The organism is Haloferax sp. S1W (assembly GCF_044593955.1).
GTDB lineage: Archaea > Halobacteriota > Halobacteria > Halobacteriales > Haloferacaceae > Haloferax.
The window spans coordinates 1,067,348-1,087,710 of sequence record NZ_CP172595.1 but is presented as its reverse complement, the minus strand read 5'-3'; the positions used below and the strand labels follow the sequence as shown (position 1 = coordinate 1,087,710).

Below are 20,363 nucleotides of genomic sequence, written 5' to 3'. Positions count from 1 at the left end.
AGGGCGACGGGATAATAATTAACGTTCATCGGAGAACCGAGACCAATCCCGAACAAGGTTATATCCCGTCCGTCGAATCGTGCGAACATGACGCTCTCCGATGAGGCCACAGAACGCCTCGCCGACATCGTTCGCCTGCAGCCGACGAAGAACAAGGAGCTTCAAGAACGATGGGACCTCGAAAGCGGCAGCGAGGTCCACCAGTACCTCGAATCCGAACTGAAGGACTACTACTACCGCGACGACAACAGCCTCATCCGCGCCACCGCCGAGGCGGCGGAACTCGTCGGCGTCGACCCCGGTGTCGAAAGCGACGGCGACGAGGAGTCCGTCCCGAGCGTCATCCGCGTCCCGACGCTCGAAGCCCGCGTTTTCGAGGTGGTCGCGGGTCCCGACGAGCGCTCCGAGAGCGTCGTCAGCGTCCTCAACAAGGTTCGCGACGAGTTCGACATCGACCCGGACGTTGACGACGTTCGGCGGTCGCTTCAGAGCCTCCGACGAAAGGGCGTCGTCGAGGTTATCTACCGAACCGTCCCCACGTTTCGTCTCGCAGTCGACCGCGACGACGTGGACGTCGAAATCGTCTAATCGGATTCGACGACGCGCTCGCGTTCTCGCTCACGACGTGCATCGAGCAGTTCTCGCAGTCCCTTTCCCGGCCCGCCTTCGATGGGCCAGCCCTTCATCCGCCACGCCGGCGGTTCCGGTTCGAACGCCGAACACGAGTGGGCACACTCGCGTTGGCTCTGGAAGCAGTCTTTCGCGGCGCATCGTGGGACGAGCGCCATTCCCCGTCGCGCGAGTTCGAAGTGTCGGCAGTCGGGGCGCATGGTCTCGACGTAGCTCCGCCATCCACGGTCGTAGGCGCGCTCTGCGAGGACGAGACGGCGGCGTGCATCTTCGGGGGCGGGCGTCAGCGTACTCGGATGCCACAACACCTCCATCTCCCCGTCGTCGCCAAGCGAGAGGATGCCGACTTCCACGGGGAGGTCTTCGAGGAGCGCCGGTTCGACCCTGTCCCCGGTCGCTTCGGTTGCGACCCACACCTCGTCAGCGAGTCCGCGTTCGATGTCGTGTTCGAGTTGCCCGGCGAGCGCGCGGGCGGCGCTCGCGTCGAGGTCGGGTTTGTTCTCGATGGCGACGATGCGGCGTACCCAGTCGGGATACGGAATCGTCCGCCGATATTCGACGCGGTTGCGACTCCCGCGGCGTTTCTCGACCAGCCCTCGTCCCGCCGCGCGGTGGACCGCGGGCACGACGTGTCGCCACGGAAAGTCCGGGTCCGGAATCGCGTCGCGGTACCACTGCCAGTCGGCGGGCGCGTGGCGCACGACGCGCAGGAGGTCGGAGTCGAAGCCGTCAGTCGAGAGGGCGCGACGCGCGGCGAACGCCTCGGGGTCGACTTCGACGACGACGGTGTCCCACCGCCTGTCTCGCGTCCCGAGTTGCCGCGCGACGAAGGCCGGACGCGGGCCGTCGGGGTGCCACGCGCGCTCGGCCCAGCGACAGACCCGAAGTTCGAAGGCGAACTCCGGGTCGCGGTCGGCGGTGTCAGTCACAGTGAACCGTCTCCGTGCGTTCGTGAAGATATTTCGGTCACGAGGCTGTCGCTGACTATTCGGTCACGGTACCGGCGTCGGTCGTTCAGTGACGAAGCTACCGCTCGTCATGGGACAACCTGCGCAGACGCCGCGTTCGGCGGCGCTACTTCAGGTACTTGTGGTCGCCTTCGTTCTTCGCCGCGATTTGGTCGAGAAAGCCGTGTGCTTGCTCGAGGATATCGCGCGGGCCGTCCTGCGTGATGGTGTTGATGGCCTGTTTGTAGTCGCGCCACTGCAGGTCGCGGTGTTCGGTCGAGAGTTCCGCGGAAGCCTCGAACGAATGTGCGATGAACAGGTGCACCGTCTTGTGGATTGTCTTACCGTTCGCTTCGAAGACGTAATCGTAGTCTTTGCGGAAGCCATCGATGAGGCGGAAATCGTCTATTCCAGCCTCTTCTTTGACCTCCCTGATTGCCGTTTGCTGGAGCTCCTCGTCCCCTTCGACCCCGCCTTTGGGGAATTCCCAGTCCCCGGGACGGCTCTTCAGGAGTAAATACTCCCTCCGGCCGCGGGTGTCGCGGAAGAGGATGGCGCCAGCGCTGACCGCTTCGACTGCCATTACCCGAATTAACCGTGCCACCGTTTAAGAGGGTATCGGAGAATTACCCCGCTGCCAAAGAAACGTTCGTATGACATCCTCCCCGGCGTGAACGCCGGGGTTTCCTCGCGTTGGGGGTATCGCTTACCGGCCCACGGAGGCAACTTGCGGGTTCGTATGCTCCTCGTTGGGACGGAGAGAGCGTGATGACTCCAACCACTCGTGGTTGTCCCACTTGAGGCATACAGGCCGTGCCATCGACCGTGATACTGTCGTCTGCCGTTGACGAGACGCTTTGCGTCTCGTTCGCCAGCCAGAACTCGGAGAGTTCTGGTGACGCCGAAGGAACGTCTCTGAAGCCGTGAGGTCTGCGTGTCCTTCAAACCCACACGGACACGTCAACGTGTCGCGGTGGCGCGTCGTATCCTCTGTCGAACCACAGTTGGGGCACTCCTGACTCGTCCACGCCTCAGACCGAACCTCAACCGAGATTCCGTATTCCTCGGCGGTACACGCCAGTCGATTCACGAACGCCCTGAACGCCCAGAAATTGTGCGTCTTCGCGTTCGTCTCCACCGACCAGTGCGTGTCAAGTACGTCGGTCAACGCTCCGACGTATACCGTCGAAACACCCTCATCGTACAGGCGTTCGATGAGGTCACGGGCGAGCGCGTCTTGGGCGTGGTCGCGTCGTTTCGTGCGTCGGTCGTACAGTCGTCGGATTCGGTGACTACTGTACCGACCGTCCTCCAAGAGCGATTGGAGCCGGGCGATTTCTCGCGTCGTCTCGCGGAATCGCTCGAACAGGCCCCGTCCTTCGTACAGGTATTGCTGGCCTGTCGTGGTTGTGCAGGCGACGAGGTTGTTCGCACCAATATCCAGCGCGGCTTCTTCCGAAGCCAGTGGTTGTGCCAGTCGAGAATGGTCTTCGCTGATTGTGACTGGCTGAAAGGCCCTGAACGTTTGTGCTTGCTCGTCGTAAAACAACTCTAACCGACCCTGTTTCTCGTACTCCTTCCAGTTGGGGTCGCCTCGAACTTCGAGGCGGAGGCGTTCGCGGTATCCAAGACCGTACTCGGCTTTCAGGTCTTTGCCGACGAGAATTTCGAGGCGGGAGTATTCACCCCACTCAACGGAGTACGACGTGTTTCGGATGTACGTGCGGAGTTTTCGACCGTCCTCGCTGTTACCCCAGAATCCGGGTTTTCCGTTGGCGTCTCCCTTCTTCTTGAGACTAAAGAACGACTTCCACGCTTCGCGGTTCTTGCGTTCAATTTGCTGAACCGTGGAAGCACCGAGAACACCACCATAGCGACCGCGATACTCGCTGATGTCCCACACGTCTGCGTCTGGGTCGGCGTAGTGTTCGCGGCGCTCGTAGTTGATTTCGTTCCAGAGAGCGGCAGAAGCGTCCAACAGCCGCCGAAGCAACTCCTCGTCCTCACCGGACTGTGGAACCACCTCGAACGTGTTGGCTCGCTTCATCGACTACTGGTTGTATCCGAACACACATAATTGTGGGGTTTGTGTGTTACTGTATGGTCGAAGTTCGCATCGAGTTCGATGACGAAGAACAGTACGAGCGGTTGAAGGAACTGAAGAAGCACCATGGATTGACGTGGAAAGGGTTGCTCCTCGAAGGCGAAAAGAAAGTCAGAGAGGATACCCCAGAATAAGCGTCGAACGTCGGTTGTGTCGTAGAGTGTCGGATTCACGCCCGCCCTAAAGGGCGGGACTCTCTCCTTGATTCAGGTAGATGCGTTTTTACCGTCGGGGCGTCCAAGAAGTTGGTAGTACCCAGCTATGACCTTCGTCACAAAACTCACCTTCCAAAGTGGTGATAAGGCCGTCCTCGACAGAGTCGTGGGCGACCTCAAATCGTTGATCGAAAAGAAAGGCGCAGAGTGTCGCGGTCCGCACGCCGACCAACCGGAGCGCACGAGGGTCCCGCAGTATCGCACCCTCCAACCCGGCGACCAGTTCTCCGCGTGGAACTACACGGTCTACACGCGACGACTGGAGATTCACGGCGCAGACCAAATCGCCCGGCAGGTAAGCGAGAAAGACTACCCCGACAGCGTCCACATCGAAATCGAACTCGAACAGAAGAAACCGCTCGGCCACCGCCGGAACTGACCGGTGCACTCGAACGCGAAATATCGACGCAGGTCGTTTCTCTCACTCTTCTTGCGACAGGATAGCACTCGTCGTCCGCTGTGACGACTCGATAGCACCGTCACAGTAACGACTCGAAAACACCACCGCAGCGACGCCGCTGTCGGACGTGAGGCCAAAGAAAAACCGCGTGCGTCGGTTAGGCTTCGCTGAGGATTTCGACGATTTCGGCGGTCCCGACGTAGTTCTGCGCGTCGAACGAAGTGACCTTCAGGCTCACCTTCGTCTCCGCTTGCGCCTCGGTGTCGCCTTCGATTCGGAGTATCGAGTCGCCGATGCGAACGATGATGTCGTTGCCGTCGTTGTCGCTGACGAAGGCCGTGATGACCTCGCCGGGTTCGAACGTCGGCGTCGCGGTCCGGAAGGTCCAGCCTGCGAGGAGCTTGTCGAGTCGGCTCATACGCGGCTCACCTCCTCAGAGACGCGGTCGGAGACGTATTCGCGGCCGTAGCCGGTCCACGCAGCCATGAGGAACACGGCGACGAGGAACCAGCCGTGGAACACGTACGGCCAGACGGACGCGGGGTTCACGAGCATCGCCTGCGTGAACCACGGCGTTCCGCTGCCGTTGACGAGCCCCTGCATGGCACCGAAGCCTGCGAGTAGGCCGCCACCCCACGGGAAGATGTACCCGAGAGCCGACGTGTTGGCGTCGAGGATGTTGGCGCGGCGGTAGCCGTTGATGTTGAAGCGCTTGCCGAGCGTGGCGATGTACGGCGCGATAGCGATTTCGGCCGCCGTGTTGATCGTAACCGTCGCGTTGACGACCGCCGTCCCGAGGACCATCGTGGTCTCGGCACTGCGGACGGTGGTTGCGACGCGGTCGATGAGCAGTTCCTGAATCGCGTCGAAGCCGCCACCGGCGCGCATGATTTCAGCACCGGCGACGAGAAGCAGCGTCAGGACGATAAGCGGGAAGAAGCCCGCGGCACCGGAGTAGATGCTGCCGCCGACGGCAGCCTGTCCGGCCGGAACGGTTTCGACGATAGCACCGAGAAGCGGGAGCGTCTCCACAGTCGTCGTCAGGCCGTTCTGCGGGGCCTGGAACAGCACCATGCTCGCGACGGAGACATCGACGACGTTCATCGCGCCGAGTACGACGTTGAACACCGCTGCGGCGATGAGTCCCCACGAGATGGCTTCGATAATGTGGCGGCCACGGACTGCGAGAACGATGACGATTGCGATGTCGAGGAGGTGGACGAGACCCCACGGCGACACCGTTGCGTCGACCTGCCCGGTCACGTTCGCGTGCGGCATCCCGCTTATTACGCCGGGGATACCGAATCCGGCGACGAGGTAGGCCGCGATTGCGAGCACCGCCGCGACGACGGCGTACTTCACGCGCGACGCGACGACGCCACCGATGTCGGCGTCCTGCGTCACAGCGGAAACGATAGTGGTGTCACTCACGGGTGCGAGGTTGTCACCGAAGACGGCGCCCGAAAGGATGGCACCGAACAACAGGACCGGATTCGCACCGAGGAGGAGTCCCGCAGGGAACACGAGACTCGTGAAGGCGATTGCGGTACCGTAGCCGGTGCCGATACCCGTCGCGAGCAGCGCCGCGAGCAGGAACGTCACCGCCGGGAACAACCCGGGGCCGACGTTCAGGGTCGTCGCCGCCCAGACGAGACCGTCGACGAAACCGCCGACTTGAATCGTCTCTGCGAACATGCCTGCCCACAGCCACGCGACGACGGCCGTCGCGGCGACCCGGCGGGTCATACCGACGAAGACTACGTCCGCGTAATCCTTCCAATCTCCCCGGACGAAAAGCAGTCCGGCGATGAGCCCGATGAGCATTCCCGCGACGAGTCCGGTCGTATCGCCGATTCCGAGCACACCACTCTGGAAAATCGCCCAGCCGATGAAGAACGCGATGGGGAACGCACTGATGAGTCTCCCACCGCGGAAACTGAGCTCGATGTCCGATTCTTCTGGCATCGATTGTTAGACATTCACTATGATATATAATAGGCACGAATTTCCTCTAAGAATACCTCCATATGTTGAATTTTTCAACAGGATTGGGAATCCCGTATTTTTCACCGAGGGTCGGGAGTGTTTATTTTCATCCGCGGCGAGTGTCGGGGTATGAGCCACCAAGCGACGATGGACGACCTCATCGCGTTCCGGCGTGACCTTCACCGACATCCAGAGCCAGCGTGGAGGGAGTTCTACACTACCGCACGAATCGTGGATGCACTTGAGACCCGCGAACTCGACGCCCTCTACGTCGGGCCGGAAATCCTCGGTGACGGCGAGCGCATGGCCCTTCCCGACGACAACGAACTCGACGCGTGGTTCGAACGGGCGCGCGAGGCAGGTGCACGCGAAGATATTCTTCAGCGCCTCGTGGGCGGTTACACCGGTGCACTGGCCGTCTTCGAACGCGGTGAGGGACCGACCGTCGGACTCCGCGTCGATATCGACGCGCTCCCCATCACCGAATCCGACGAGGAGTCACACCTCCCGGCCGCCGAGGGCTTCCGCTCGGAGAACGAGGGCTTCATGCACGCCTGCGGGCACGACGCGCACGCGACAATCGGTCTCGGCGTCCTCGACGCGGTCATCGACTCTGACTTCGAAGGCACGCTCAAGGTGTTCTTCCAACCGAGTGAAGAGCGCGTCGCCGGTGGAAAGGCAGTCGCCAACAGCGGCCACCTCGACGACGTAGACGCCCTCCTCGCGGTCCACGTTGGGCTGGACCACCCGACGGGCGAAGTCGTCTGCGGTGTCGACGGCTTCCTCGCCGTCTCGCATTTCCGCGCCGACTTCACGGGCGCACCGGCCCACGCGGGCGCAAAACCGGAGGAAGGAAAGAACGCCAACCTCGCCGCGGCCGCGGCCATCCAGAACCTCTACGGTATCTCTCGGCACTCCGACGGCGCGACTCGCGTCAACGTCGGCCTGATGGGCGGCGGCACCGCGACGAACATCGTCGCCGAAGAGTCGTTCATCGAAGGCGAGGTTCGCGGGGAGACGACCGAACTCATGGAGTACATGGAAGACCGGGCGCACACGGTCATCCACTCGGCCGCCGCGATGTACGACTGCGAGGTCGAAATCGGCGTCGAGGGGAAAGCACCCAGCGCGCAAAGCGACGAGAAACTCACGAGCGTCGTCCGGGCGGTGAGTGAGGGTGTCGACGGCGTCGATTCCATCCTCGACAGCGACGACCTCGGCGGCAGCGAAGACGCCACGTACCTCATGCAGTACGTGCAGGACAACGGCGGTCTCGCGGCCTACGTCGGCGTCGGGACCGACCATCCGGGCGGCCACCACACCCGGACGTTCGACGTGGACGAAGAGACGATTCGCATCGCTGTCGACGTGCTCTCCGGAAGCGTCGAACAAATCGCAGCGACGAACCCGTAGGCGACGCTGCGGCCGATTTCAGGGTACACTGTGAGACCGATTGCAGGGTACACTGTGGGGGTAACCGGTTAGAAATCTGACTGAGAATCCGTCACTACCACGGCGAACGGACCGCCAGCGGTTATTTGTCCCCCCCGTGCATAGCCGCCAGCGATGGGGCCCCGCCGAGGTGATGTGCTCGAAAACGCGGACGTCCGTCCGGCCGCCGCTGCAGTGGCCATCGTCGTCGGGGCGGCCAGTCTACAGGTCGTCCTCTTTCCCGCCGCCTCGGACACCTCGTGGCTCCGATTCGCTATCGAGATTCTACTGGTTCCGCTCCCGCTTATCTGCTCGTTCGTGCTTTCGACCATCAGAGATGTGCAGGCCGTCTGGCGGCCGCTCTACGTCGGAACCGTCCTCATCGGTCTGTACGCCGTGACCGACGCCCTCGACGAGGTGGTTTCTCACCCCGACACCTTCGCGGTCGTCTTCGAAGACGGCGCGCTGTTCGTCGGCGCGGTTGCGGTGGTCATCGGCGGGTACCGCTGGGTCGGTCGAAAACGCGCCTACGAGGAAGACCTCGAACGCCGAAACGAGCGCCTCGACCAGTTCGCGTCGGTGGTGAGCCACGACCTGCGCAACCCGCTGAACGTCGCGCAGATGCGACTCGAACTCGCCCGCGACGGCCACGGCATCGAACACCTCGACACCGTCGCGGACGCTCACGACCGGATGGAGTCGCTCATCGAAGACGTACTGCAACTGGCCCGAAGCGGCGACGCAGTCGGCGACACCGAAGACGTCGGACTCGCGACTGTCGCCGCCGATGCCGTGGCCAACACGAATCTCGATGCCGCCGCGCTCACCGTCGAGGCGGATATGAACCTCCGGGCCGACCCGGGGCGACTCACCGCCGTCTTCGAGAACCTCTTTCGGAACGCGCTGGACCACGGCGGGCCGGACGTACAGGTCCGCGTGGGACCGCTCGAAGACGGCTTCTTCGTCGAAGACGACGGTCCGGGCATCCCTCCTGAAGAACGCGACCGAATTTTCGAATCCGGCTACACCAACAACCCCGACGGGACAGGTCTCGGTCTCGCAATCGTCTCGGGCGTCGCGGAAGCCCATGGCTGGACCGTCGAGGCGACTGCTGCAGAAAGCGGCGGGGCGCGGTTCGAGTTCCGTGACGTGGCGCTTGCGGCCGAAGTCAGTACTTCGGGTCCGCGCCGGTGACTTCGTAGATGTCGTCCATGATACGGTCGCGTTCGTCCTGCCATCCCGCGAGCGCGCTCGGCCGACTCGGGTAGCGGTCGTAGTGGGCCATGAGTTCGTCGGCGAGTCGTTTCACCTTGAAGAAGTTGTAAATCTGGCCCCAGTGGCCGTAACTGGACGCGGCGGTCTGTGCGAGAAGAACCGGACCGAACGAAGTCGTCCCGGAGTAGAGGGCCTCGGCGAGTTTCTCGCCGGGTATCGAAGCGATGAGGCCCATCAGGTCGTCTACGTCCACGGCGGTCGAGAGGATGTTGTACACGTCGAGGCTGGCGTAGCGACCGCCGAAGTGGTCCATGACGCGCTGGTTGTAGCGCCAGAGCATCTCTTCGGACACGTCGCCTTCTTCGAGCGCGATGGTGGCCTGCTCGCCAGCGTAGGCACCGGCGTAGGCAGCACCGGCGATACCACCGCCAGTCGTCGGGTTGACGTGCGCCGCGGCGTCACCGACAGCCATGTAGCCCGGTGCGGTCGCCGAGTCGTACGGGCGGCGGGTCGGAAGCGCCGCGCCGAGTTTGTCGATGACTTCCGCGCCCTCGAACTCGGCGCGGTCGCGCAGGTCCTTCTTGAGGTCGTCGACGAGTTTCATCGGCTCTTCGGACATCTGGAAGCCGAGACCGGCGTTGATGACGGTCTCGGTCCGCGGGAAGTACCAGACGTATCCGGCGGCGACTTCGGCCGGTTTGAACACCAGCGCGTCGGACCACTCGACGGGTTCGGGAACCTCAACGACCTCTCGGTAGGCCGACGAGAAGTGCTGGTACGAGACGTTCGTGTCGAACGTCGCATCCGAGAAGTCCACCGTGTCCTGCAACAGCGACAGCGACCCCGCGCCGTCGATGACGATGTCGGCGTCGAACTCGACGACTTCGCCGTCGTGCTTCGCGTGGATGCCAGTGACGGTTCCGTCGTCGTCCTGCGTTACGTCCTGGACGACGGTGTCGTAGTGAATCTCGACGCCCGCCTCGTCCGCGCCCTCGATGATTCGACGGCCGTACTCCCAGCGGTCGATGACGGCGAGTTCGCCGGGGACCGGGATGTCGAGAACCGTGTCTTCTTGCGGAATCTCGAAGCGGCCGTGGTCGACCTCCGTGTTCGTGAACGCGGGTTCGATTTGCGACTTCGGAATCGCGTCGGGGAAGGCGTTTGCGCCTTTCAGAGCGTCACCGCAGGCGATGTGTCCTGCTTCCTCGGCGGACTTTCGCTCGACGATAGCCACGTCGTAGCCCGCGTTGGCGATGGTCGCAGCGGCGTAGCAACCAGAGGTTCCCGCGCCGACGACCACCACTGCATACTCGTGTGTGGACATGGTATCACCTCCATATCGTGGGCAGAAAACTCTTTACTCCCAAATCTGTCCTCTGGCTGAAGACGAAACGCCGTTCGCGGCCGAAAAAGCTGGTGAGAAGCCCGAACGCTACCGGTTGTCTTCGCCCGAGTCGTAGTGTTCGCCAGCGGCCTTCGGGATGCGGGTGCGGCCGACGAGCGCGAGGACGACGATGACCGTCACGTAGGGGATTGTCTGGATGAGCGAGTCGGGAATCGCGTACCCCGGAACCTGCTGGAGTCGAATCTGAACCGCCTCAAGTCCGGCAAAGAGGAACGACGCGCCGAACGCGCCGAGCGGGTTGTAGTTCCCGAAGAGGTACGCCACGATAGCGATGAAGCCCTTGCCGTTGACCATCGTCTGGTTGTTCCCGATGAACTGACCGAGGCCGAGCGACAGCGCGGCACCACCGATACCGGAGAGAAGCCCAGAGAGGAGGACGCCAGCGTATCGGACGCGACTCACGTCGACACCGACTGTGTCGAGCGCCTTCGGGTTCTCACCGGACGCGCGGATGTGGCGGCCGAACGCCGTGCGGTTCAGCACGAACCACGACGCCGGGACTGCGACGAGCATCATGTACACTGCCGGACCGGCGTCGAAGAACGCCCCGAAGAACGGGATGTCCGAGAGGACGGGAACCGTCCACGTCCCGAGGGTCGTCCCCACGTTGTCGGTGTTGACCCCGCCGTAGTAGACCGTCGCCGCGAACGGTGCGAGACCGAGGGCGATGAGCCAGACGGCGAGTCCGGCGATAATCTGGTCCGCCTTGAACCGGATGCAGACCACGGCGAAGATGAGGGAGAACACGAGCGATGCGAGCACACCCGCAAAGAAGCCGACCCAGATGGCTGGCAGGCCGAGGATTGTCACGTCCGGGCCGATGACGGCCGTCGTGATAACCGCCGTGAAGGCCGAGATAATGAGCAGTCCCTCCAGCCCGATGTTGATGACGCCGGACTTCTCGGCGAAGATACCGCCGAGCGCGGCGAACGTGATGGGCACCGCGAGTCGCAGCGCCGACGAGAGCGTACTGCGACTGATGAGGATGCCCAAAAGGTCCGACCAGATACTCGCCGGGAACGCGAGGCCGAGGAGCGCGATGAACGAGAACACCGCGATGGCACCGGCAGCCAAGAGCACTCGATAGGACAGTTCGCCGTCGCGGAGTTGGTCGATAGTAGTCGTGCTCATTCGTCGTCACCTCCAAAGAGGCTGCGTCCGCCGTCGGTCGCAACCACGTCGTCGTCGGCTTCGAGATTGATGGTCGAGCCAATCATGCGGAAGAACTCCGGCATGGCGACGAACAGGATGATGAGACCGCGGAGGACCCCAACGAGTTGCTTCGGCACGCCCGTTCCGAACTGGACGGCGAGCGACCCGGACTTGAGCGTCCCGAACAAAAGCGCCGCCGGGATGATTCCGAACGGGTTGTTGCCCGCGAGGATGGTGACGGTGATGCCGTCGAAACCGAGCGACGGAACGCCCGCTTGCCACTTGCCCATCACCATGAGCACCCAGATGGCACCGCCGACGCCACCGAGGGCACCGGAGAGGAACATACTCGTGACCGTGGTTCGCTTGGCGTCCACGCCACCGTACTCGGCCGCTTCGGGTTGCTCGCCGCTCGTTCGCAGGTCGTAGCCGATAGACGTCTGTTCGAGTAGGTACCAGACGGCGACGACGAGCGCCAGTCCGAACGCGAGCGCGAGCAGCGAGAAGTCACCGCCGTTGGGGAACGCGACCGGAAGGAGTGTCCCCCAATCCGGGATTGGCGCTGTCTCGACGACCTGCGAGTCGGGGTTACGGAAGAACTCGCTGACGAGGACGAACGCCACCTGCGCGGCGATGAAGTTCAGCATGATGGTCGTGATGACCTCGTTCGCGTCCGCGTAGGCCTTCAGTGCGCCCGGAATCGCGCCGTAGAGTCCGCCGACGAATGCGCCGACGAGAATCGCAAGCGGAATCAAGATGAGACCGCCGAGGATGCCCGCTGGGAGGAACGGCGCGACGAAGAGCGCGAACAGCGCCGTCGCGAGCGCACCGAGGATGAGCTGTCCCTGCGTCCCGATGTTGAACAGGCCCGCACGGAAGGCAACGGCCACCGAGAGACCGGTGAAGATGAGGAGCGTCGTCTCCTTGAGGGTGAGCCCGAACCCGAAGTTCAGCGGGTTCCAGTTCGGGTTGAACAGGGCGGGGTCGTCCAAGAGGAACGGCCCGCCGAGTGCCCCGTTGAAAAGCACGAGGTATACTTCGACGGGGTCATAACAGAAGCCGAGTCCGAAGAGCGTCGTCGCCGCCGTCTGGCACGTGGCGACGCGGCCGGAGACGAGAACGATGACCGCGCCGACGACGACAGCCATGAAGAGCGCCGCGAAACTGATGAGAATACGCTCGGCGGTCGAGGCGTTTACGAGGCGGCGCAGCACCGATTTGGCACCGTTTCCGGCACTCATCGCACGTCACCAACCGATGCGTTTGCGGTATCTATCTCGGTCTCCGACGACTCGGGGCGTTCCCCGGCCATCAGGAGACCGATTTCCTCTTCCGTCGTGTTGCGTGGGTCGACGATATCCATGAGTTCGCCGTCGTGCATGACGCCGAGGCGGTCCGAGAGTCCCTGCACCTCGTCGAGTTTCGAAGAGATGAGAAGAACCGCCTTGCCCTGTTCTCGCAGGTCGAGCAGTCGTTCGTGGATGAACTCCATTGCCCCGATGTCCACACCGCGGGTCGGGTGGGTGGCGACGACGAAGTCTGGGTCGCGTTCGAACTCGCGCCCGACGATGAACTTCTGCTGGTTGCCGCCCGAGAACGACTCGGCGTCGGCGTCCGCGAGCGGCGGCCGCACGTCGTACTCGGAGATAATTCGTTCTGAGTGGTCGCGTGCGGAAGACCAGTCGATGGCCCCTCCGGACGTGAACTTCCGGTTGTGCTGACTCCCGAGAATGCCGTTTTGGACGAGGTCGAAGTCCATCACGAGACCGCGTTCGTGGCGGTCTTCGGGGATGTACGCCATCCCGTCGTCGATGCGGGAGCGACGGGACGCGTGCGTGATGTCACGACTCTTGTAGGTGATGCGACCGGACGAGGGGTCGCGGAGGCCGGTGATGGCTTCGACGAGTTGCGACTGGCCGTTGCCGTCGACGCCCGCGATGCCGAACACCTCTCCTTCGCGGATGTCGAACGACACGTTCGATACCGCCTCGATACCTCGGTTGTCGTCCACGTGGAGTTCCTCGACCGAGAGAATCTCGTCGCCCGGTTCTTTCGGGTCGCTCTTGGGTTCGAGGAGGACTTCGCGGCCGACCATCAGTTCGGCGAGTTCCTCGTTCGAGGTCTCGTCGGCCTTCACCGTGCCCACGTTCTTCCCGTTGCGGAGGACGGTGATATCGTCGGCGGCGTGCATCGCCTCGCCGAGTTTGTGGCTGATGAAGATGATGGTCTTGCCCTGCGCCGTCAGTTCCTCGAAGACTTCGAACAGCTCTTCGACTTCCTGCGGCGTCAGGACGGCGGTCGGTTCGTCCAGAATCAGAATCTCCGCCCCACGGTAGAGTGCTTTCAGAATCTCGACGCGCTGTTGAACGCCGACACTCACGTCTTCGATGGTGTCGTCGGGGTTCACGTCGAATCCGTATCGTTGCGAGAGGTCGATGACCTCTTGGCGCGCGCGCTCCCGGTCGACCGTCGTCCCGAACCATTTCCGCGGTTCGTTGCCGAGGACGATGTTCTCGGCGACAGTCATGGGGTCGACCAGCATGAAGTGCTGGTGAATCATCCCGACACCCGCCTCGATGGCGTCCGCGGGGGAGTTGAAATCCCGCGGTTCCCCGTCTATGTAGACGGTCCCCTCTGTGGGTTCGTAGAGCCCGTAGAGGATGTTCATCAGCGTCGTCTTTCCGGCCCCGTTTTCACCCAGAAGTGCGTGCACCGTGCCGCGCTCGACGGTCAGGTCCACGTCGTCGTTGGCCACGACGCCGGGGAACCGTTTGGTGATTTCGTCGAGATGAACAGCGGTGCTCATCTTGCACACTTTTTCGGGGGGGTTTGCTTAAACTCGTGGGATTCGATTCGCCGCGGGACACCTCCACACGGTGTGTCGAGGCGGTTCGTGGCCGATTTTGAATATTCAGCACAAGAGAATTACCATAAATTTGATATATGGAAGCGGCAAGAATATCTGGTTGTCGCGTCGCTCGTCGGCAGCGTCGAAAGAAGGACGAATCGGGTGGGGTCGCGTTATTCGAGCGTCGACGGGACTTCGATGTCCCCCGCGATGATAGACTTCCGGGACTGCGCGAGGGAGTTCTTGACATCTTTCGGAATCTCGGAGCCGAGTTCGGCACCGAAGACGGCGGCGATACCGTCTTCTTCGAGACCGAGCGTCGTAGCCGAACCACCGTTGAACTCGCCGTTGACGACGTTCTCGACGGAGGTGAACACGGCCGTCTCGACACGCTTGACCATCGATGCGAGGATAACGTCGGCGTAGTTCGACTCGGTCTTCGACTGGTCGGAGTCGACACCGATTGCGAACTTGCCCTGCTCCTTTGCGGCCTGGAAGACGCCGAGACCGGTCCCACCGGCGGCGTGGTAGACGATGTCCGCGCCCTTGTCGTACATCGACGTGGCGATTTCCTTCCCCTTCGCGGAGTCGGAGAACGAACCGGCGTACGCGGTGACGACGGTGATTTCCTCGTCAGCGTGCTTCACACCGGCCTCGTAGCCAGCCTGGAACTTGTGGATGAGCGGGGCGTCGACACCGCCGACGAAGCCGACACGCTTCTCGCCGGTCGTCGTCTCGCCAGCACCTGCAGAGAACTCCTGTGTCGTGAGCAGACCGGCCATGTAACCGACCTGGAACGAACCTTGCTCTTCGCGGAACAGGTAGCTCGCGACGTTCGGTTCGTCGACTTCGTCGTCGACGATCATGAAGTTCTGGTCCGGGAAGTTCGGCGCCGTCTCGGAGAGCGCGGACTTCTGCGCGAACCCGATACACGACACGAGGTCGTAGTCGGGGCTGCCCGACTGTGCGAACCGGCGCTGGAACTGCGGGAACTCCTCGGCCGCAGACGGCTGTGCTTCGTTGTAGGCGATGCCCAGATCGGACTTCGCCTGCTCGATACCGCGCTTTGCGGCGTCGTTGAACGACTTGTCACCGAGGCCACCGAGCGCGTAGACCATGCCGACGTGGGCTGCCGGACCGGACTCTTCGGTCGTCTGCTCCGTGGTCGTCCCCTCGTCGCCGGAGTGTTCCGTCGTCGTCTCTTCGCTACCCTCGGACGGGCCACCTGTACAACCTGCGAGGCCAGCGATGCCCGCGACCCCTGCCGCTTTGACAAAAGAGCGTCTGTCCATGACTATAGTCTCCTATTGAAACAGGGGCCGTGAAAATTGCATAAAGGTGTCGTTTCGGTATTTTGGCGTCTACAAGCCTCTACGCTTACAAATCCGAGAAAACGGGTTCTGTGTTTGTGCCGCGGTACCGCGGTCGATGGGGACCCCAATCAGGCGTCCGAAATTTCTGCTTCGACCACGTCGGACACCGACTCGACGAGCGCGTCCACGTCGTCGGCCTCCGCGTAGAGACGGATGTACGGTTCGGTGCCGGAAGGTCGAACCAGTGTCCACGAGGCGTCGGCGAATTCGAGGCGAACGCCGTACTTCGTGTCCACAGACTCCGGCGACAGCGCCTCGGGAAGCGACGTTTCGAGTGCGGCCATGGCGACTGCCTTCTTCTCGTCGGGACAAGAGAGGCTCACCTTGCGGTACGGACGCTCCGTGACCGGTTCGCGCAGGCCACCGAGACCTGACTCGGCGACGAGTCGTGCGACGATAGCGGCGGAGACGACGCCGTCAATCCAGCCACCGAACGCTGGGTGGATGTGCTTCCACGGTTCGGCCGCGAAGACCACGTCACCGCCGTCAGAGCGAGCGCGGGCGATACCTTCGTGGAGCGCACCGAGACGGACGCGTTCGACGCGACCACCGGCCTCGCGGACGCGCTCGTCGATGCGGCCCGATGCGTTCGGCGTCGTGACGACGACCGGGTCGGACACGTCGCTCTCGCGGACGTAGTGTTCGGCGACGATGGCGATGACCGTGTCCTCGTGGACCACGTCGCCCTCGCCGTCGATGATGACGATACGGTCGGAGTCGCCGTCGTGGCCGATGCCGAAGTCGAAGTCGCCGTCTGCGATGAACGCGCGCAGGTCGGCCAACGTCTCAGGAGTCGGCTTCGACTCGCGGCCGGGGAAGTGCCCGTCGATTTGGGCGTTCAGCGTGACGACGCGTGCGCCGAGGTCGCGGAGAACTTGCGGCGTGCCGAGCGCGGACATGCCGTTTCCGCAGTCGATGGCGACTTCGAGACCGTTCAGTTCGGCACCGTGGTCCCGTACGAACTCGACGATTGCGTCGCGGTAGTCGTCGAGTACGTCGGCCGACTCGCTCGACCCCCACGCGTCCCAGTCGGCGGGGTTCACACCGGCCTCGACGCGCGCTTCGATGTCGCGTTCGAGGTCGCGGTCGTACTCCTCACCGTCGACGAACATCTTGATGCCGTTGTCTGTCGGGGGGTTGTGCGAGGCGGTCAGCATGACGCCCCGTCGGCCTCGGGAGGCGTACGCGAGCGCCGGTGTCGGGACGACGCCGACGCGGACGACATCCGCACCGGCAGAGAGGAGGCCCGCCTCGATTGCGGCGGCGAGGCCTTCCCCGCTCGTCCGTCCGTCGCGACCGACGACGAACTCGGCGGCGGTGTCCGATTCGAGTGCGGCGCGGCCAGCGGCGCGGCCGACGCTAAGCGCGAGTTCCGGTGTGACTCGCTCCGTCACGCTGCCGCGGATACCGGCGGTACCGAAGAGTTCCATACTCCAGCGTGGCGTGGGCCGCACTTAGATGCTGACGATTCGAGAGGCGCGTGCGAGGTGACGCCACAGTCGGCCCGCCCGGAACCCGTGTCCACAGACGCCACGCCTTTGGCGGCGGCCGTCGAATCGGCGACTATGAGTGAGAGCTCACGTACTCGCGCACACGTGTACATCTCCGGCCACGTTCAGGGCGTGTACTACCGAGCGACGACCCGAGACACTGCCCGCGACCTCGGCGTCGAGGGGTGGGTGAAGAACCTCTCGGACGGCCGCGTCGAAGCCGTCTTCGAGGGGCCGCGAGACGACGTCGAGGAGATGGTTCGGTGGTGCCACGACGGCAGTCCGATGGCCAGCGTCTCCGACGTTGCGGTGACGTACGAAGAACCGAAAGACGAGACCGGATTTACCATCAAACGGTAGCTCACGTCAACGAGACGGCCAAATTACTCAAGAGGCGGTCTTGCAGACGTGGGCGCATGAACTTCCGGAAAGACACTCGCGGAATCGGCGTCGTGAAACTGTTTTTCAGCCTCGTTTGCGGAATCGGCCTCGGTCTCTCGATGGGGACGGCGTTTCTCATCGTCCGCGGCCCGTTCCTCGGTGGACCGGCCCTCGACCCCTTCCCGATGATGGGCGCGCTTGCCGCCTTCGTCGTCGGCATCGTCGTGTTGTCGTGGGGGACGACACGATTGTTCGGCATCGGTGGGGCGGCCGTCTAAGAGTCCGGGCGAGACAGGACGTTCAAAGGTCGATAGATAGAATCCGCTTCATTCTTTGAGCATCTCCTGACCCGGATTGTCTCTTCGTTCGTCGTTGGTGAGTACAACGACAAGCCGAGAACATAGCGCAAAAAACACTACGCTCGCCCCGGATAGGGCTTATTCTACCGAATAACTATACCTTGTGAGTCAATAACAAACATATGGAACGAAGTATCGACTCTGCGAACAGCACTGACCGACGAACGTTCCTAAAAAAGACAGGGGCGTGCTCACTGCTCACCGCTGGTCTCGCCGGCTGTGTCGGAACCGAGGGGGACGGGGACGACGCCGGAAATGGTGCCACTGCCACTGACGGCGAGCCCACCGACGGCGACACCACCGACGGCGACACGACCACAGAGCCGACTGGTCCCGAGAGCGTCCTCATCGGTCAGCCAGCGTCGCTGACTGGACAGTGGGACTTCCTCCAGCCGGCAGTGTCGCAGTCGACCGACCTCGCGGTGCAGGAAATCAACGAGGCAGGCGGACCACTCGACGCGACGTTCGAAGTACAACGTCGCGACACGGCAGTCGACCCACAGCAGGCCCGACAGGTCGTCAGGCAGTTGGTCGATAGCGACGAAGTCAACGCGATAAACGGTCTGTTCTCCAGCGAAATCGTTCCGTTGTGGGACTTCCTCCAAGAACAGCAAGTACCGGTCGTCACGCCGTGGCCGGGGACGACCTTCCTCGACACTCGGGGCGGAGACAAGGGAACAGACGACCTCGGTGACGACGAGTGGCTCTGGCGAACCGTCATCGGTGACACCGTCCACACCGCCGGGGCAGCGGAAGCGATGATAGACGAGGCCGGTATCGAGCGGATGGGAATCCTCAGCGCCACGTCCGCCGGCGAGGAGGGGTGGACGAGGCAATTCGTCAACTGGTACGAGAGCCTCGGTGGGGAGGTCGTCGAGGTCGTCTCGGCGCAGGGAGGACAGTCCTCCTACCAGAGCCAACTCAACCGCCTGTTCGAGAACGACTTCGAGGCGTGGGCACTCTCCTTTGCCCTCGAAGACGCAATCACGATTATTCGCAACTGGGACGACGGTGGGTACGGCAGACAGCTCCTGATGGAAGACGGGTTGCGGGACCCGGGCCTCATCGAAGCAGTTGGTGACGTCGCCGAGGGTGCCTGGATCGCGGCCGGGAGCACGGAGGGTCCGAACTTCGAAAGTTTCCTCCCGAAGTTCCGTGACGCGGGCGATGCCAGCCTCCACCCCTGGGGCGTCGCCGCCTACGACGCCACAAACGTCATCGCACTGGCCATCCACCACGCCGGCGAGGCTTCGCGCGACGCCATCCAGCGGAGCCTCGGCGATGTCGCCCGAGGAGAGGGTACGACCGTCACGACGTTCGCCGAGGGCAAGGAGGCGCTTGACAACGGCGAGGAAATTAACTACGAGGGCGCAGTCACGAACGTTGATTTCACCCCGCACGGGAACGTCTGGGGTGACGTCGCAGTCGATAGGGTCACCCCCGACGGCTTCGAAAACGAGTTCACCATCGGGGCCGACAAGCTGCAAGACGAGATCGACGAATACTGACTGCGGTCCGCTCCCTCGATATTATGGCACTCCCCCTGGCACAAGAACTAATCTTCGGGCTCGTCATCGGGTCGTACATCGCTCTGGGGGCCATCGGATTCACCCTGGTGTACGGGCTTATCAACATGATCAACTTCGCCCACGGTGAGTTCATCACCATCGGGGCGTTCGTCGGCTACCTCGCCGTTGTGTTCGGCGGGATGTCCCTCCCGGTCGCGCTCGTCGTCGCGCTTGGCGTCGCCGCCGTCATTGGGTGGGCCATCGCACGGCTCACCTTCGAACCGATGAACGACGCCGGTGCGGTTCCGCTGCTTTTGATGTCCATCGGGCTGGGGCTCGTCCTGCGGAACGGCATTCGAGCGATTGCGGGACCCGACCGCCGGAATGTGCCGGTTGCTGTCACGACCTATCGCTTCGAAGACCTCGGCTTCTTCGTGACGAGCAACCAGTTGTTCATCATCGGGGTGACGCTCTTCGTAGTGCTCGTCTTACATCTCTTTCTCAGCCGGACGATGATCGGGATTTCGATGCGTGCAACCGCTGACAACGAGAGTCTCGCACTCGTCTCTGGCATCGATACGCGGCTGATTCGTAACGCGGTCTGGCTCGCAGCCTCCGGATTGGCGGGCGTGGCCGGCGTCATGCTGGCGGTCTCACAGTCTGCGAATCCCAGCGTCGGGTTCGGCCAACTGTTGTTGATAATCACGGCCGCCATCCTCGGGGGTGCCGGTAGCCCGTACGGAGCGGTCGCCGGTTCGTACCTGCTTGGAGTCGGCATCGCTGTCTCCGTGGCCTTCCTACCAGCCGACATCGTGGCGCTCAGTTCGACGATGGCCTTTGCCATCCTCATAGTGGTCCTTTTGGTACGTCCCGGCGGCATCGCCAACACGGAGGTGCGGACGTCGTGACGTGGCAGTCC

General features: G+C 63.0%; 20 protein-coding genes. 9 read left to right on the top strand and 11 right to left on the bottom strand.

The window, feature by feature from the left end:
* The first annotated feature begins 87 nt into the window (after positions 1-87).
* Positions 88-588, top strand: coding sequence for a DUF5797 family protein (locus ACH9L7_RS05675; RefSeq protein WP_396612763.1), 501 nt, complete (start codon positions 88-90; stop codon positions 586-588).
* On the opposite strand, the gene ACH9L7_RS05670 is transcribed toward ACH9L7_RS05675, so the two are convergent.
* The 3 genes from ACH9L7_RS05670 to ACH9L7_RS05660 all read right to left on the bottom strand — a co-directional run bounded on the left by ACH9L7_RS05670 (position 585) and on the right by ACH9L7_RS05660 (position 3,624).
* Complete coding sequence (locus ACH9L7_RS05670; protein WP_396612762.1) at positions 585-1,559, bottom strand: DUF5787 family protein; 975 nt, start codon at positions 1,557-1,559, stop codon at positions 585-587. The genes ACH9L7_RS05675 and ACH9L7_RS05670 overlap by 4 nt on opposite strands.
* Before the next feature lie 145 nt (positions 1,560-1,704).
* Complete coding sequence (locus ACH9L7_RS05665) at positions 1,705-2,160, bottom strand: bis(5'-nucleosyl)-tetraphosphatase (protein WP_396612761.1); 456 nt, start codon at positions 2,158-2,160, stop codon at positions 1,705-1,707.
* A 123-nt stretch (positions 2,161-2,283) separates the two neighbouring features.
* Entirely contained in the window at positions 2,284-3,624 is a 1,341-nt protein-coding gene (locus ACH9L7_RS05660) for an RNA-guided endonuclease InsQ/TnpB family protein (protein WP_396612760.1), read from the bottom strand.
* 53 nt (positions 3,625-3,677) lie between these two features.
* Between ACH9L7_RS05660 and ACH9L7_RS05655 the strand changes: the two genes are divergently transcribed.
* Together ACH9L7_RS05655 and ACH9L7_RS05650 are read left to right on the top strand one after the other, a co-directional pair.
* Positions 3,678-3,815, top strand: a complete 138-nt coding sequence (locus ACH9L7_RS05655) for a hypothetical protein (protein ID WP_396612759.1) — start codon at positions 3,678-3,680, stop codon at positions 3,813-3,815.
* A 127-nt stretch (positions 3,816-3,942) separates the two neighbouring features.
* On the top strand, positions 3,943-4,275 hold the full coding sequence (locus tag ACH9L7_RS05650) for an uS10/mL48 family ribosomal protein (protein WP_396612758.1): 333 nt from the start codon (positions 3,943-3,945) through the stop codon (positions 4,273-4,275).
* A 178-nt stretch (positions 4,276-4,453) separates the two neighbouring features.
* On the opposite strand, the gene ACH9L7_RS05645 is transcribed toward ACH9L7_RS05650, so the two are convergent.
* Together ACH9L7_RS05645 and ACH9L7_RS05640 are read right to left on the bottom strand one after the other, a co-directional pair.
* Entirely contained in the window at positions 4,454-4,714 is a 261-nt protein-coding gene (locus ACH9L7_RS05645) for a hypothetical protein (RefSeq protein WP_396612757.1), read from the bottom strand.
* Positions 4,711-6,261 carry a Na+/H+ antiporter NhaC family protein gene (locus tag ACH9L7_RS05640; protein WP_396612756.1) on the bottom strand — a complete coding sequence of 517 codons (1,551 nt, stop codon included), beginning with the start codon at positions 6,259-6,261 and terminating at the stop codon, positions 4,711-4,713. Before ACH9L7_RS05640 ends, ACH9L7_RS05645 begins: the two co-directional genes overlap by 4 nt.
* Positions 6,262-6,411: 150 nt before the next feature.
* On the opposite strand from ACH9L7_RS05640, the gene ACH9L7_RS05635 reads away from it, so the two are divergent.
* Both ACH9L7_RS05635 and ACH9L7_RS05630 read left to right on the top strand, forming a co-directional pair.
* Complete coding sequence (locus ACH9L7_RS05635) at positions 6,412-7,695, top strand: amidohydrolase (RefSeq protein ID WP_396612755.1); 1,284 nt, start codon at positions 6,412-6,414, stop codon at positions 7,693-7,695.
* A 153-nt stretch (positions 7,696-7,848) separates the two neighbouring features.
* Positions 7,849-8,907: a sensor histidine kinase gene (locus tag ACH9L7_RS05630; RefSeq protein ID WP_396612754.1), complete on the top strand. Its 1,059-nt coding sequence runs from the start codon at positions 7,849-7,851 to the stop codon at positions 8,905-8,907.
* Here ACH9L7_RS05630 and ACH9L7_RS05625 read toward each other — a convergent pair.
* The 6 genes from ACH9L7_RS05625 to ACH9L7_RS05600 form a co-directional block, all read right to left on the bottom strand.
* Entirely contained in the window at positions 8,882-10,252 is a 1,371-nt protein-coding gene (locus ACH9L7_RS05625) for a geranylgeranyl reductase family protein (protein WP_396612753.1), read from the bottom strand. The two genes, ACH9L7_RS05630 and ACH9L7_RS05625, sit on opposite strands and share 26 nt — an antisense overlap.
* 108 nt (positions 10,253-10,360) lie before the next feature.
* Positions 10,361-11,464, bottom strand: coding sequence for an ABC transporter permease (locus tag ACH9L7_RS05620; RefSeq protein ID WP_396612752.1), 1,104 nt, complete (start codon positions 11,462-11,464; stop codon positions 10,361-10,363).
* A complete protein-coding gene (locus ACH9L7_RS05615; protein ID WP_396612751.1) occupies positions 11,461-12,726 on the bottom strand; it encodes an ABC transporter permease in 1,266 nt (421 codons plus the stop codon). The genes ACH9L7_RS05620 and ACH9L7_RS05615 overlap by 4 nt, the downstream gene beginning before the upstream one ends.
* Positions 12,723-14,291: an ABC transporter ATP-binding protein gene (locus ACH9L7_RS05610; RefSeq protein WP_396612750.1), complete on the bottom strand. Its 1,569-nt coding sequence runs from the start codon at positions 14,289-14,291 to the stop codon at positions 12,723-12,725. Before ACH9L7_RS05610 ends, ACH9L7_RS05615 begins: the two co-directional genes overlap by 4 nt.
* Before the next feature lie 215 nt (positions 14,292-14,506).
* Positions 14,507-15,625 (bottom strand): BMP family protein, encoded by a 1,119-nt coding sequence (locus tag ACH9L7_RS05605; RefSeq protein ID WP_396612749.1) that lies wholly within the window; start codon positions 15,623-15,625, stop codon positions 14,507-14,509.
* Positions 15,626-15,774: 149 nt separating this feature from the next.
* Positions 15,775-17,136: a phosphopentomutase/phosphoglucosamine mutase gene (locus tag ACH9L7_RS05600; RefSeq protein ID WP_396612748.1), complete on the bottom strand. Its 1,362-nt coding sequence runs from the start codon at positions 17,134-17,136 to the stop codon at positions 15,775-15,777.
* 135 nt (positions 17,137-17,271) lie between these two features.
* On the opposite strand from ACH9L7_RS05600, the gene ACH9L7_RS05595 reads away from it, so the two are divergent.
* The 4 genes from ACH9L7_RS05595 (at position 17,272) to ACH9L7_RS05580 (ending at position 20,352) form a co-directional block, all read left to right on the top strand.
* Complete coding sequence (locus ACH9L7_RS05595) at positions 17,272-17,556, top strand: acylphosphatase (RefSeq protein ID WP_396612747.1); 285 nt, start codon at positions 17,272-17,274, stop codon at positions 17,554-17,556.
* A gap of 56 nt (positions 17,557-17,612) precedes the next feature.
* On the top strand, positions 17,613-17,855 hold the full coding sequence (locus ACH9L7_RS05590) for a hypothetical protein (protein WP_396612746.1): 243 nt from the start codon (positions 17,613-17,615) through the stop codon (positions 17,853-17,855).
* A 203-nt stretch (positions 17,856-18,058) separates the two neighbouring features.
* Positions 18,059-19,444, top strand: coding sequence for an ABC transporter substrate-binding protein (locus ACH9L7_RS05585; protein WP_396612745.1), 1,386 nt, complete (start codon positions 18,059-18,061; stop codon positions 19,442-19,444).
* Positions 19,445-19,467: 23 nt separating this feature from the next.
* The gene (locus ACH9L7_RS05580; RefSeq protein ID WP_396612744.1) at positions 19,468-20,352 is read left to right on the top strand and encodes a branched-chain amino acid ABC transporter permease; all 885 of its coding nucleotides are present in this window, start codon (positions 19,468-19,470) and stop codon (positions 20,350-20,352) included.
* Positions 20,353-20,363 lie beyond the last annotated feature (11 nt).